Below are 13,645 nucleotides of genomic sequence, written 5' to 3'. Positions count from 1 at the left end.
TTTGATCCTGTTGCTCGTATGGGGCCGCCCCGCGTGCCATTGTTAAAGAAAATCCACCAAGTCAATTCGCGTCAACTGTCCTTGATGTTTGCCGTAAAGGCCATAGGCGGTCACTGACGAAACACGTTATCGGTGTTGTGGTAAGGCGCGAACCGTATCGCAGTTTGTCTGCGATCATCGAACGCGAGGTTGCGCTAGTAGGCACTTCGACCAATAAACCCCTTCGCGAGGGTGAGGAAAATGATCTTCATATCCATCCAGAAAGACCAATGCTGAATGTAATACAGGTCGGACTTGACCCGCGCTTCCATCTTTTCGATTTCTGCTGTCTCCCCGCGATATCCATTAACCTGCGCCCAGCCTGTAATTCCAGGCTTGATCCGATACCGGAACATATAGTGCTGCACGACATTCTTGTAGTACTCGTCATGCTCCACCGCATGCGGACGCGGCCCAACAACGGACATTTCACCTTTGAGAACGTTGAGAAATTGCGGCAACTCATCAAGACTGGTGCTGCGCAAAAATCGGCCAACTCTGGTAACACGAGCGTCTCCCTTTCGCGCTTGTACAACGGTTCCAGGCTTGTCCGCGCCCTGGTACATCGTGCGAAATTTATATATTGAGAAGACATCGCCGTTCATGCCTTTGCGGTGCTGCCGGAAGAAGATGGAACCCGGTGACGACAATTTGACTGCAAGTGCAATCGCCAGAAGTATTGGAGAAATTGCGACCAAAACAGCGAATGCGAACACGCGGTCAAAGATTTCTTTCGGCACGGTTTCCCAATTGCGATCCGGTGTGGCCATGACGTTCAGTATTGGTATGCCACGAAAGTCCTCAACAGAGGACGCGGTAGATGCAGATCGCTCCAGTATCGGCAACACACGTATGTTGACGAAATCGTCGCAAAACGATTCGAAAAGATGTTCGACGGAAATGGGCTCGAACAGTGAGTTGACAATCCAGATCTCTCTGAGATTTTCCGCTCGCACGATGTCTTTCAGCCGTTCCAGCGTTCTCACCGCCGGAATAACGCCGATGGTAGTATCAAGGGGGAGAGAGGGATCGTAAATGACCTCGGGAATGAACGCGTTTCTAACCTGCGGCGCGATCCATGCGAGCAAGCCATCGTTTGCAGAAGACGGCGCCACGATAGCGACCCGTGTCGGTGCAAAAGGCCACGAACGATTCAGTGACGGCAACACGTGAATGACGCTTCTTCCGGCGATGAGCGCGCATGCGGCAATAACCGTCCACCAAAGCAGCCAGTGGCTACGCAGGCTGCTGCCGGGATAGGCATGCGATATCGCGGCTAGAACCAGTTGGGCAATGAGCCATGCGACCAGCACACGAATCGCGTTGTTAATTGCGGATTCGTAGCGAAACGGCTGATATACCCTCGTGATCCGAAACGTGATGAACGGCAGCGCAAGTCCAAGAAGTCCAAGCAGACCGTCGATATGCGAAAACGCATTGCCGTTGTGAAAGACGATGCATTGCGAAATATAGGCGGCCCCCGAAATACACAGAAAGTCCGCGGCTTTGGAATAGGTGTCAGCATCGTTTAAGTAGGCCGATGACGTTCGAATTGCGCGCTTCTCTATGCGTTGGTCGAGATAGAGCGCACTCGCCCCCGATACTCCGTCGGCGCTATCCCCCAAACCTGCCGAAACAGCCTCGCCAGACATTCCCCGCTCGTGAGTCCGCACCGCCGGGCGATCTTATCGACAGGCAAATCGCTCGATTCAAGCATTGCGGCGGCCAGTTTCACGCGCGAGCGTCGCAGGTGTTCAGAAGGCTTGATACCCATTTCAGCGCGAAAGTGTCTCAAGTACGAACGCTCGCTCATCCCCGCTGTCTGCGCGGCAACCGTAACGGAAATGGCCTTATGGCAATTGCGCGCGATCCACTGTGCGCTCTCGTGAATCTTGTCCTTGATCGACATCGCGTGTTGTCCGGCAATGGCCGCAAATTCAGGCAATCCCGTATCAGGAATCAACTCGAGCACGCCGCGCAACACAGCCACACCAAAATCCTGCCGCACCAACTCGAGCGCTTGTCTCACGGCTGACCGCGCGTTAGCACTGCTGAAAGACCCGGCGACCGACAATCCACCAGACACACCCGTCTGTCTTTGAATATCGAAACGCCTGCCCGGCTTGCCAATCGCCGACAGAAGCGCATCACCATTCCCGATCGCGAAAACATCATCGGTGTGACGTGTCGTCTCGCGAAACCATTCCCGGAATCGCCCATCCGTTTCGAAGTTAGCAAGTCGTTCTCCGCTCGCAACAAAGAGCGCCCTGATAGAAGAAAACTGCCCAACCGCCTGCGTCAGCACATCGATCCCGGCGGAACTCGATACGCGCCCCCATGAGCGGAGACGAATGCTGTCCGATAGCAAGGCAGTCCGCCAGGCCCTGCGGCCAGTACCTGATTCGCCTTGTCGAATACGTCGACGACTTCGGCCACAGGCAGCATCGAGAACCCGTCGAACACGGCGATTCCGATGAAGTGCGCACCGTGCGCATCGTGAGCTGGAATAGCGCTGCGCGTATCGCGAGAAATCGTGCGATGAGTCGTTGTCATCAATGCCTCCCTGCCGATATCGGCGTACCTGGTGCGCGCAGTGGAGCATTGGCGACGGGCGATCCCGCTCGAAGCTCTGTAGTTATTTTTAAGCACGCACCGCATAGAGGCGCAGAGGATACGAAGACGTTTCAACACGACCAATCGGATAATTCCGATTCGTCACGTGGACTTCTCTGCATCGACAACACGGTGACATTTCTTCGAATTGATCTGTCAGGCGCATTCAATCCCACGAATTGATGCACCATTCGTGGGCATTTCACAACGATTCCTGCGACTCTTTCTGCTTGAACTGGACTGGGCGATGACGCTCGGGCAGCATCTCGTCCGTTGCATGCACCCGGAATCGGAACTGAGCCGGAACTGCACGCAAACAAAAGCGTCAAGAATCTGAACAGATAGTAAGCATGCCGAATTAAAAATCAAATTCATTCGACACGCGAATCAACACCTCTACCAAGATCGGAGATCATCCAATGAAGAAACAGGTCATCGCGCTGGCCGCTTCGGCCGCGTTTGCCGCTCCCGTGTTCGCACAAAGCAGCGTCACGCTGTATGGCGTGATAGACGAAGGCGTCAACTACACGAATAGCGTCGGCGGCCACAGTGTCGTCGAACTGCAAAGCGGTTATGCACAAGGCAGCCGTTGGGGCTTGAAGGGCGCGGAAGATCTGGGCGGCGGCAACAAGGCGATCTTCACGCTCGAAAGCGGCTTCGACCTGAATAGCGGCCGTGCGGGGCAGGGCGGCCGCATGTTCGGCCGCCAGGCCTACGTCGGCGTGTCGAACGACCGCTTCGGTACCGTCACGTTGGGCCGTCAATACGATTCCGTCGTCGACTACCTCGCGCAGACCACGTCGAACGGCAACTGGTCGGGCTATCTGTTCTCGCACCCGTTCGATAACGACAATACGGACAACTCGTTCCGCGTCAACAACACGGTCAAGTACGCGAGCCCGGATATCGCAGGCTTCCAGTTCGGCGGCACGTATAGCTTCAGCAACGACACGAACTTCGCCAACAATCGCCAGTACAGCTTCGGCGCGCAGTACGCGACGGGCGGCCTGCTGCTCGCAGCGGCCTACCTGCAGGCGAACAACACGGGCGCGACGGCTGCGGGCGCGATCGCGACCAACGACGCCAGCTTTTTCGCACAGCGCATGCGCGTGTTCGGCGCGGGCATCAACTACACGTTCGGCTCGGCAACGGCCGGCTTCGTGTATACGAACTCGGACTATCACAATCCGACGGGTAACGGCTACCTCGGCAATCCGGGTGCCATCGTCGCAAATGGCTCGACGCTGAACCGCCTGCGTTTCCAGAACTTCGAAGTGAACGCGAAATACCAGTTCACGCCCGCGTTCTATGTCGGCGGCGAATACGTGTACACGCTCGAGAACTACGACGCATCGACAGGCGGCGTGAAGCCGAAAGTGCATTCCGTCGGTCTGATGGCGGACTACAACATCTCGAAGCGCACCGACGTCTACGTGCAGGGCATGTATCAGAAGGTGGCAGGTGACAAGACGAACTCGATCATGGACAACGCGTTCATTCTCGGCACGCAGGCGCCGTCGTCGACGTCGAACCAGCTCGCGTTCCGCGCCGCAATTCGCCACAAGTTTTGAGGCGCCGGGAAGCAGCAAGGCGCAGGCGGTGCGGGTTTGCCACGGAGGATGATGACGGACAGGCGGGAGTAGTCAGGGCTCGCCGTCGTCGCGTCGAAGCTTGCAAACAAGGCCGATAAGCCGGCGGCGAAGCGGGCGGCCGCGGGGGCGGAGACCCAAGGCCGGCTCCCGCCCGGACGCGGTCAGCGCGATGCGTTGGGTGCGATGGCGATAAGGATCACCCGCATCCCTGTGAACTGGATTCTGGATGCCGCCATCAAGAGCCTCTTCGAATCCGGCTTTCGTTTGGGGGCGCGGCTCCAATGTCACGGTTCTACAACGTTAAACCGCCCATCGAAGGTGTCGAGCGCGGCGAGCAGCGCGAGAAAAATACTCGAATTGCCATCGAGCTTTATCGTCCGCTTCTCCATGGCTTCACGGAAACTCGTTTCGCCGAGCAGGATCTGGTCGAGCGTTTGTCGCGAGAGCGTTACCGCGACCTCATGTCCACGCGTGGGCGAACCAGGAGAGACGGTCAGCGCGCCGTTGCTCAGATGCAGCGTATAGCGCCGGTCCGTGTCGGCAAAATGCCATGCAATGCGGGCGTTCAGCAACTGCACCTTCAGACCGTCGAGACGAATCGCCAGATAGTCGAAGAACAGTTCGTCGGTCATGCCGCGGACCATGTCGGCGCTGCGCTTTCCATACCCCGCGCCGACGGTATATCCTTCGCGCAGTTCGCGGGCGCCCAGCAAGAAAGCATTGCGCCACGTTGCCGATTCCGCCTGGAACCCCAACTGTTCCAGCGCTGCAGCGCCGAGTTCGCGTGCTTCGCGCAAGCCCGGTTGCGCGAACACCAGATGATTCATCACCTGCGCCACCCAGCGATACTCGCCGCGTTCGAAATCACGACGTGCACGCTCCAGCATTGCGTCGGCGCCGCCCATGTACTCGACGTACTTTTGCGCAGCGGGCTCCGGCGGCAAGGCGTTCAGATTGCTGGGATTGCCGTCGTACCAGCTCAGGTAATGCTGATAGATCGCCTTCGCGTTATGCGACACCGTCCCATAGTAGCCGTGGGTGTGCCACTGCGCGGCGAGGCTGTCGGGCAGGCGCAGCGTCTCCGCGATCTCGGACGCGGTGAAGCCGTGATTCGCAAGACGCAAGGTCTGGTCGTGGAGATATTTGTACAAATCGCGCTGCTGCGTCATGAACGCGCTGAGGCGTGCATTGCCCCAGGTGGGCCAGTGGTGCTGCGCGAACACGACGTCGGCGTACGGCGCGTAGCGTTCGAGAGCCTGATTGAGGTAATACGACCACTTTTTGGCGTTGCGAACCTGCGCTCCGCGGAGCGGGCACAGGTTGTGCAGCGTGCGCGTGCCGTTTTCCGCGAGGTTCAGCGCACGGAACTGCGGGAAGAAGAAGTGCATCTCCGCGGGCGCCTCCGTTTCGGGCGTCAGCTGAAACACGATTTCCACGCCGTCGATGACATGCGTCTCGCTTTCTTCGCTGATCAGTTGGGTGGGCTCGATGAGCGTGATCGTGCCTTTGACTCCGTTCTTGCCGAGCCCCGAATCGATCTGGCAGCAGGCATTGATGGCGAGCGTGTGGCCGAACTGAAATTGCGCGCGCCGCGCCATGGCGGTGCCAGCCAGCACCTGCTCCGAGACGGCCTCTTCCATGAATCCGGCCGGCGCGATGACGCTTACCTTGCCGGCGCGCACGTCCGCTTCGTCGATGACGCCCTTGACACCGCCGAAGTGGTCCGCGTGACTGTGACTGTAAATAACCGTGAGCACGGGCTTCGCGGGACGGTGCGCGAGATAGAGTTCCAGTGCAGCCTTGGCCGTTTCCTTGCATGTCAGCGGGTCGATAATGATGAGGCCCGTGTCGCCTTCGACGATCGTCATGTTCGACAGATCGAAGCCTCGCACCTGATAGATGCGCCCGGTGACTTCGAAAAGGCCGTGATGCCGGTTCAGGCGCGCCTGACGCCATAGCGCGGGGTGGGCGGTGGCGGGGGCGTCCTCCGCATCGAGGAAGTCATAGGGGGCCATGCTCCAGACGATCCGGTCGTAGGCATCGCGTATTTCGGCATCCTTGATCGACCCGATAAAGCCGCGCACGGCTTCGGCTTCGTCGATGAGATCTTGCGCTGGCAGGCTGCGCAACGCTTGCCTGTGCGCATCGATGGTTGCCCCCGTTGCGTGGCGCTGTGATGCCGGTGTGTCGATGGAGAAGGTTTGAAGATATTCAGACATGGTGTGTTGTTCCGTTTTCCGAACCATCGGGGAGGAGTATGTTCAGGCTCTTCCGAGAGTCTCATTTGAGCGGGTTGCCTGAGCCGGCTCAGCATGGCGGGTTGCGCACGCGAGGGGCGACGGCGCGCGGGGCCGGCTGCGCAGATAGAAGACACCGCTTGCTTGCAGCACGGCGCGCCCGCCCGCGGTAACGGTGCAGGTTGCATGAGCGAGGCTGCGGCCGGCCTTGACGATTTCCACGTGCGCTTGCGCCCATTCGCCGGCATAAACCGGGGCGAGGTAGTTGGTGCTCAGGTTCACCGTGGGTGATGCGGTATAGCCGCAATCGCGTCGGAGGACAGCGCCGAACGCGGTGTCGGCGAACGTGGCGAGAAAGCCGCCGTGCGCAATGCCGATCGCGTTGAGGTGCGCGGGCAGGACCCGAACGCCCAGCACGGGGAGGTGACGATGCAGGAGGAAGCCGCCGCAGGTCTGCACGAAGCCCGGGCCGGTCACCAGTGGTTCGAACTCTGTCTCGTCGCAGTTTAAGGCCGCAGAGGGGGAAAGGGCGGGAGTAGACATCGCTCGCATGACCAGAGAGTCTTACGCAACCGTATCTGCGATCGGCGTGCCGGGTGCGATGTCGCTTGGCGTTGGCCGGCCGAGTATGAGATCCGCGGCTTTTTCCGCGATCATGATCGAGGGTGCGTTGGTGTTGCCGCTAACGAGAGTCGGCATCACCGATGCGTCGACCACGCGCAGTCCCGTCACCCCGCGCACGCGCAATTGCGGGTCGACGACCGACCGCGCGTCGCTGCCCATCCGGCAGGTGCCAACAGGATGGAAGGCGGTTTCGGCGCGATCGCGGATCAACTGGCGAATCGCTTCATCGCTGGTCATTTCGGCTTCCAGCAATGCGTCCACGGGACGCCCGCCGAAGCGTCGCAACGCAGGCTGGTCGAGGATGCGCTTGAGCCCGCGAACGCCCCGCGTGAGCGCGTCCATGTCGCGCTCGTCCGTGAGCATGTTCAGGTCGATCAGGGGGGCGTCGCGCGTGTCGGCGCTCGCGAGCCGGACTTGCCCGCGGCTATGCGGCCGCAGCAGGCACACGTGTGCGGAGTAGCCGTGACCGTAACGCATCGGAGACGTGACGGCAGCGATAAGGAAATGGACCTGCAGATCCGGCTCCGACAGATCGGGGCTGCTTTTGAAAAAGCAGCCGGCCTCGGCGACGTTGCTCGTCAGCATGCCGGTGCGCAGGCGCCGGTAGCGCCTCAGTTCTAGCAGCATGCGCAAGCCGCCCCGGAGGGAAAGACCCAGCAGGTCCCGGCTGGAGACCCCGTGGTGAGCCAGCAGCACGTCGGGATGCTCCTGAAGGTTCTGGCCGACGCCGGGGGCGTCGTGCACGACAGGAATTCCGTGCTCCCGCAGATGATCGGCCGGCCCCACACCCGACACCATCAGGATCTGCGCAGTGCCGATCGAGCCGGCAGCGAGGATGATTTCGCGGTCGGCTTGCATCTGCGTTTCCTCGCCGTCGCGGCGCACCACCACGCCCGTGGCGTGGCCGTCCTCGAACGTGATGCGCACGACCTGCGTGTCGGTCAAAACGTCGAGATTCGGCCACCGGCTGTTTCCCTCGACGGGCTCGCCGCCGTGAAGATAGGCGCGCGCGGCGTTCCAGCGTTCGCCGTTGCGCTGCGTGACCTGATAGTAGCCGGCGCCGTTTTGAGTCGGCCCGTTGAAGTCGGAGTTATATGGGTGCCCCGCGGCTTGCGCTGCCTCGATGAAATAGCGCGAAAACGGGCTGGTCGTGCGCAGATCCACGACCGAAAGCGGTCCCTTGCCGCCGTGCAGCGTGTCTTCTTCGTGGCCGGCGAGGCGCTCGTTGCCTTCGGCGCGCTTGAAGTACGGCAGCACGTCGCGCCAGCTCCAGCCGTTGCATCCTTGTGCCGCCCATCCGTCGTAGTCCGAGGCATTGCCGCGGATATAGATCATTGCATTGATCGACGAACTGCCACCCAACCCCCGGCCACGGGGAATTCGCACCTTCCTGTCGCTCATGTGCGCCTGAGGCGGCGTGCGGTACCCGTAGTTGTACGCGTTCGGCTTTCTCGCGGTCGTCGCGACGCCAAGCGGAGTGGTGACCTTCGGGTTGTGGTCGTGCGGACCGGCTTCGATCAGGGCGATCCTGCCGCGCCCTCCTTGTGCGAGGCGGGACGCGACCGCACAGCCTGCCGAGCCGCCGCCTATCACGATGTAGTCGTAACGAGTGTCCATGTGTCGTTCGGGAACGGGCAGCACGTCGCCGCGCTGCAGGTTGAATGGGCCAGCACCGTCAAGGCTGGCCGGGCTTCGAACAAGTAGAACACTCGCGCTCGCGCGCTGACCCCCCCTTAAAATCGGGGCGGGGAATACCCTGACAACGGGTTTGCCCGGTGAACGGGCGCAGGCGGCGTCAGTCTCCGGACGGAGGGCGAACGATGCCCGGACCTGATCCCCAATGAATGTCGCGAATACGGTCTAGTGCTTCGTCCCGGCCCGAGACGCCGAGCTTGCTGTAGATATTCGTGAGGTGCCACTTGACCGTCTCGGGCGAGAGGCCCAGCGTGCGCGCGATCTTCTTGGCCGTGAATGCCTCCGCGAGCAGGCGCACCACGTCCGTTTCGCGCTGGCTCAACGTCGGAATGGCACGCGGCGGTTCACTCGCGTCCGGCCGCTGATCGCCGGCAGGCTGCGTGCGCGCAGACGCCAGCGCGGCCCGGGACTGCAGCCTTTCGGTGTAGAACGCGAGGACGGGGTCCAGTGCGCCGTTGTGCAACACCTGGCTCACGAGGGCTAAGGATTCAGGCGCAGCTTCGAGCAGAGTTCGCGCGAGGCCTAGCCGGTGGGCGCGCCGCAGTGCGTCGGCGACATCGGCGAAACACGCACTGGCGCGCCCGTGGCGCATCAGCACGGCCGCGCGCTGCATGAGCAGGCCCACCTGCTCGCGTTGCCGGCCGTGCGCCGCGCAGTACGCGAGCAGCGGTGCGATAGCGTGCAAGGCCCGCTCGGTGTCATCCGTCGCGAGCTGCCACCGCACGCGCGCACTGCGCGCGGCGATGCGAATTTCGCTGTAAGCGGACGACGCCTCGTGGGGATGGCGCGCGTCGAGCACGTCGAGGCGATCGAGGCAGAGGCTGGCGGCATCCAGCGCGCCGCGCGCGACGTGCTGCGCGACCTGGGCCGCGAGACTGTGGGCGAGCAGCCGGTCGAGCCCGAGATGGAGCGCATATTCTTCGAGCCGTTCGAGATGCGCCTCGGCCTCCAGGGGGTTGCCCATGCCGGCGTGCGCCGAGGCGAGGGAGAGCATGGCGCGCAGGAAGCAGTCCGGCAACGAGGCCTGTTCGAGCGTGTCCACGCGGTTTTCGAGTATCGCGAGCGCGGTGCGGTCTTCCAGGCGCTCGACGAGCACTTCGCTGAGCAAAGCCGTCGCGAAGTTCGCTGTCTCGTAGCAGGCCTTGCCGCCGAGGTCGGCGGCGCGCAGAACCGAACGGTAGACCTGTTCGGCCCGGCCCATGTTGCCTTCGAGCGCGTGGCTCAGTCCGGCGAGGCACTGCCCGTACAGCGAGCCCACGATTGAACCGACGAGGCGTGTGCCGTCGACCGTCGTGATGGCGGCGTCGAGCTGGACATCGCGCGCACGCTGGTATTCGCCGCGGCGCATGTACAGCCAGGTCAGCACGTGGCGGCAGCCGGCCGTGATCAGCTTGTCGGCGTCCGCGGGCGGGGCTGCCAGTTGCGGCTCGACCGCCTGCACGGCCGTCGCATCGTCGCGTTGCACGCCGAGCAGTGCGCGCACCGCCGCGATGACGAAGCGGTGGCGTACGTCGTTGCCGGGCAGTTCGGCGTCGAGGGCGTCCAGCGTGCGGGCGCTCGCGTCGAATTCCCGGCGGTAGATCTGCACGCGAGCCGTCCATATGCGCAATTCGATGCTCGATTCGACCTCCTTTGCAGGCAGTTCGCGCAAGAGGCGCATCAGCATGGCGCGATCTCCTTGCACGAACAGCAACTGCGCGCAGTTTTCGAGCATGACGGCAGCGCGTGTCGCCTCGCCCGCTTTCAACGCATGGCGGATCGCTTCGTCCAGGTGGCCATGCGCCTCGAACCAGCGTGATGCGGCGGCGTGGACATTGTGCCGCGCGGCTTCGTCCCATGCGGCCAACCGTTCGGTGAGCGAATCTCTCAACAGCGGGTGAAGTCCATACCAGATCTCCCGCTCATCGCGATTGACGGTGGAAACGAACAGATTGTCGCTTTCGAGGCGGGCCAGCAGTTCACCCACCGTCGCGTTCATCGTCGCCTGGGTATCCGAATGATCGATCAGCGCGGCGCACAGCGAAGCGCAAAACCGGTCACGGGCCGACACGCGAATCAGCAAATCGAGTTCGTCGGGTGCGAGGCGGCACAATACTTCCTCGTCGAAATACCTCGCGAACGCCCTCGAGTCGCGCAGCTGTTTGTGGAAGAAGGCGCTGGCCGCACCGGGCTTCGGCGCGCCGCGGCGACGCCGTTTCCAGGCGGCGGAGAACAGCTGGAGCCCGGCGGCCCAGCCGTCGGTCAGCGCATGGAGGCGCCGGGCGCCCGTGTCGTCGATCGAGCCGAGCTGCGAAGCGAGAAACTGTTTCGATTCCTGTAGCGAAAAGCGCAGATCGGTTGGGCCGCATTCCACGATCGCCGATTCGGCGCGCAGCCGCTCCAGCGAAACAGGCGGCGGCGATCGGGAGGCCAGAGCAATGTGGAGATTGTCGGGCGCGTACTCGATCAGCCACTGCAGCGCGCCATGAACGGCGGGGTCCTTGAGGTTGTGAAGATCGTCGAGCACGAGGATGATCTCGCGCCGGTGCCGCGCAATACCGCGTACCAGCGCCACGACCTGCCGCTCCACGGCGTCCTCGTCCGCCCCGGCTTCGCCCAGCTCCTCGGCCTCGCGGGTCAGGCCCGGCGCAATCGTCGCGATGCTCTTCGTCACATAGCCGAGCCACGCGGCCACGTGGTCGTCTTCAGGGTCGAGCGACAGCCACGCGGTATCGTATCCGAGCGGGATGAGCGCCCGGCACCAGCCAGCAAGCGTAGTGGTCTTGCCATAACCGGCCGGCCCTTGAATCACGAAACAACGCAGGCGGCGCGCTTCGGTCAGGCGAGTGAGGAGCGCGTCGCGCGGCACGAGACCACGGCCGGCGGGAGGCGGCAACAGCTTGGTGTCGATCGCGGATTTGAGCACGCCGCCTTCTGCCGGGAATCCCGTCAAAGCGGCTCCCGTCGCATCTGGAGTATCTGGCATGCGTGGAGAATGTCGCTGTGCGCGACGCAATACATCCTGACGCGGGCGAGTCTAGCACAGTGATTTCGGCGCAGCCCCGCGCGGCGGGCCGTCGCGCCGGACTCGCTGCCGCCCGTCGTCAGTGGCTGGTGATCGACTTGTACTCGAGAAATTCGCTGATCCCCTGAGCGCCGCATTCGCGGCCGTTTCCCGAAGCCTTGTAGCCGCCGAACGGGAGGTTGAAGTCCATCGTCGCGCCATTGATCCGTACGGAGCCGGCCCGCAGCTTCGACGCGACGCGCTGCGCGCGAGCGACGTCGGCCGAGGCGACGTAGGCGGCGAGTCCGTAGGGCGTGTCGTTGGCGATCTCGATCGCGTGGGCCTCGCTGTCGCAGGCAATGATCGCCAGTACCGGCCCGAAAATCTCTGTGCGCGCGATGGCCATGTCGTTATGCACGTCAGCGAAGACCGTGGGCTTCGTATAGAAGCCGCGGTCGATGCCGTCGGGGCGTCCCGGGCCGCCAGCGACGAGGCGCGCGCCTTCCTCGATGCCGATGCGTATCATCCGCTGGACTGTTTCGTATTGCCTGGCGTTCGCGATCGGGCCCATTTTCGTTTCGGCGTGCGCGGGATTGCCGGGGCGGATCGCGTTGGCGACAGCGGCGGCAATCGCGGCCGCTTCATCGTGGCGTTCGCGCGGCACGAGCATGCGCGTCGGCGCCACGCACGTCTGGCCCGAGTTCACCATGCATTGCGCGACGCCGCTCGTTACCGTGGCCGTGAAATCCGCGTCGTCGAGGATCAGGAGCGGCGACTTTCCGCCGAGTTCCTGCGCGACGCGCTTAACCGTCGGCGCGGCATTGATCGCAACATCGATCCCAGCGCGGGTCGAGCCGGTGATCGACACCATGTCGACTTGCGAATGCGCCGAAAGCCGTGCGCCGACTACGCCGCCTTCGCCGAAGATCATGTTGAAGACGCCCGGCGGCGTGCCGGCCTCGTGCACGATCCCGGCAAGGATCATCGCGTCGAACGGCGCGATTTCGGAAGGCTTGAGGACGATTGTGCAGCCGGCTGCGAGGGCGGGCGCGACCTTGGCGATGATCTGGTTCAGCGGCCAGTTCCAGGGGGTGATCAGCGCTGCGACGCCGACCGGCTCGCGCAGGATACGGCTGTTGCCGTTCACGGTTTCGAAATCGAACTCGCGGAGCGCGTCGAGCGTGCTCTTCAGCTGCGCGAGGCCGACGGGCGCCTGAAGCGCCCGGCACAGTGTGATGGGGGCGCCGATTTCGGCGCACACCGCTTGCGCAATCTCTTCAAGACGAGCCTGGTAGAGTCCGGCGATGCGTTCGAGCAGGGCAATGCGCGTTTCGCGGCTGCTCGCCGCCCACTCGGGGAAGGCGGCGCGCGCGGCGGCGACCGCACGGTCCGCGTCCTCGGCCGCGCCCATGGCGAGTGTGCCTTGCACGCACTCGGAAGCAGGGTCGATCAGGTCCATCCGGGTTGCTGCCGCCGAAGGCGCGACCCACGCGCCGCCGATATAAAAGCGGTCCAATGTTTTCATCTCGATGTCCTCGTCGAAGGGAAATGGTGGCGCGGCGGCCTGGCTCGCGACGGGACCGCCGGGCCCGTCGAGTGTCCGCTTCGCGCGCCGGGCTCGGCCCAGGCGGTGCATCCGCGCACAGGCAATCGACAGATCGGCAAGAACGGCGCAGTCCTTTCGCCCGGGGGCGGGGCCCGCATGACAATGTAAACGCGTCGAGCAGTGCCGCCGCCACCCTGAACCGGGGGGGAGCCCCGTATGAAACCGCTCCGGAGGCCTGTGTCGGGCGCCCCCTGAGGACGCGTGCCGCCACCCCCCGCGGGGGGCTCTGCTGGGCCGCCGAATCTGGCTTACTTGC

The 13,645-nt window shown here is 63.0% G+C and carries 9 protein-coding genes; 1 reads left to right on the top strand and 8 read right to left on the bottom strand.

The genetic code is table 11. The annotated features are described in order from the left end of the window. Positions 1 to 194: 194 nt before the first annotated feature. Genes FRZ40_RS17780 through FRZ40_RS45065 form a run of 3 tightly spaced genes read right to left on the bottom strand, consistent with a single transcriptional unit; the run spans position 195 to position 2,592 of the window. On the bottom strand, positions 195 to 1,691 hold the full coding sequence (locus FRZ40_RS17780; protein WP_147235010.1) for an undecaprenyl-phosphate glucose phosphotransferase: 1,497 nt from the start codon (positions 1,689 to 1,691) through the stop codon (positions 195 to 197). Then, positions 1,604 to 2,344, bottom strand: coding sequence for a helix-turn-helix domain-containing protein (locus tag FRZ40_RS17775; protein WP_240057219.1), 741 nt, complete (start codon positions 2,342 to 2,344; stop codon positions 1,604 to 1,606). Before FRZ40_RS17775 ends, FRZ40_RS17780 begins: the two co-directional genes overlap by 88 nt. Then, positions 2,338 to 2,592, bottom strand: a complete 255-nt coding sequence (locus tag FRZ40_RS45065; protein ID WP_240057218.1) for a hypothetical protein — start codon at positions 2,590 to 2,592, stop codon at positions 2,338 to 2,340. Before FRZ40_RS45065 ends, FRZ40_RS17775 begins: the two co-directional genes overlap by 7 nt. A 479-nt stretch (positions 2,593 to 3,071) precedes the next feature. Here FRZ40_RS45065 and FRZ40_RS17770 point away from each other — a divergent pair, with 479 nt between their 5' ends. Next, the gene (locus FRZ40_RS17770) at positions 3,072 to 4,223 is read left to right on the top strand and encodes a porin (protein ID WP_147235009.1); all 1,152 of its coding nucleotides are present in this window, start codon (positions 3,072 to 3,074) and stop codon (positions 4,221 to 4,223) included. 305 nt (positions 4,224 to 4,528) lie between these two features. Here the strand turns inward: FRZ40_RS17770 and FRZ40_RS17765 are convergent, their stop codons facing one another. From FRZ40_RS17765 to FRZ40_RS17745, 5 genes are all read right to left on the bottom strand, one after another. Continuing rightward, entirely contained in the window at positions 4,529 to 6,463 is a 1,935-nt protein-coding gene (locus tag FRZ40_RS17765; RefSeq protein WP_147235008.1) for an alkyl/aryl-sulfatase, read from the bottom strand. Between the two features lie 42 nt (positions 6,464 to 6,505). Next, the gene (locus tag FRZ40_RS17760) at positions 6,506 to 7,024 is read right to left on the bottom strand and encodes a PaaI family thioesterase (RefSeq protein WP_158647015.1); all 519 of its coding nucleotides are present in this window, start codon (positions 7,022 to 7,024) and stop codon (positions 6,506 to 6,508) included. Between the two features lie 21 nt (positions 7,025 to 7,045). Further along, a complete protein-coding gene (locus FRZ40_RS17755; RefSeq protein ID WP_147235006.1) occupies positions 7,046 to 8,722 on the bottom strand; it encodes a GMC family oxidoreductase in 1,677 nt (558 codons plus the stop codon). Between the two features lie 178 nt (positions 8,723 to 8,900). Beyond that, the gene (locus FRZ40_RS17750) at positions 8,901 to 11,732 is read right to left on the bottom strand and encodes a winged helix-turn-helix domain-containing protein (RefSeq protein WP_147235005.1); all 2,832 of its coding nucleotides are present in this window, start codon (positions 11,730 to 11,732) and stop codon (positions 8,901 to 8,903) included. 151 nt (positions 11,733 to 11,883) lie between these two features. Then, positions 11,884 to 13,308 carry an aldehyde dehydrogenase family protein gene (locus tag FRZ40_RS17745; protein WP_147236725.1) on the bottom strand — a complete coding sequence of 475 codons (1,425 nt, stop codon included), beginning with the start codon at positions 13,306 to 13,308 and terminating at the stop codon, positions 11,884 to 11,886. Between the last annotated feature and the right edge of the window lie 337 nt (positions 13,309 to 13,645).

Origin of the sequence: Paraburkholderia azotifigens, assembly GCF_007995085.1 — a bacterium.
GTDB classification, from domain to species: domain Bacteria; phylum Pseudomonadota; class Gammaproteobacteria; order Burkholderiales; family Burkholderiaceae; genus Paraburkholderia; species Paraburkholderia azotifigens.
The sequence above is the reverse complement of the archived record's forward strand: the minus strand, read 5'-3'. Positions and strand labels throughout refer to the sequence as shown.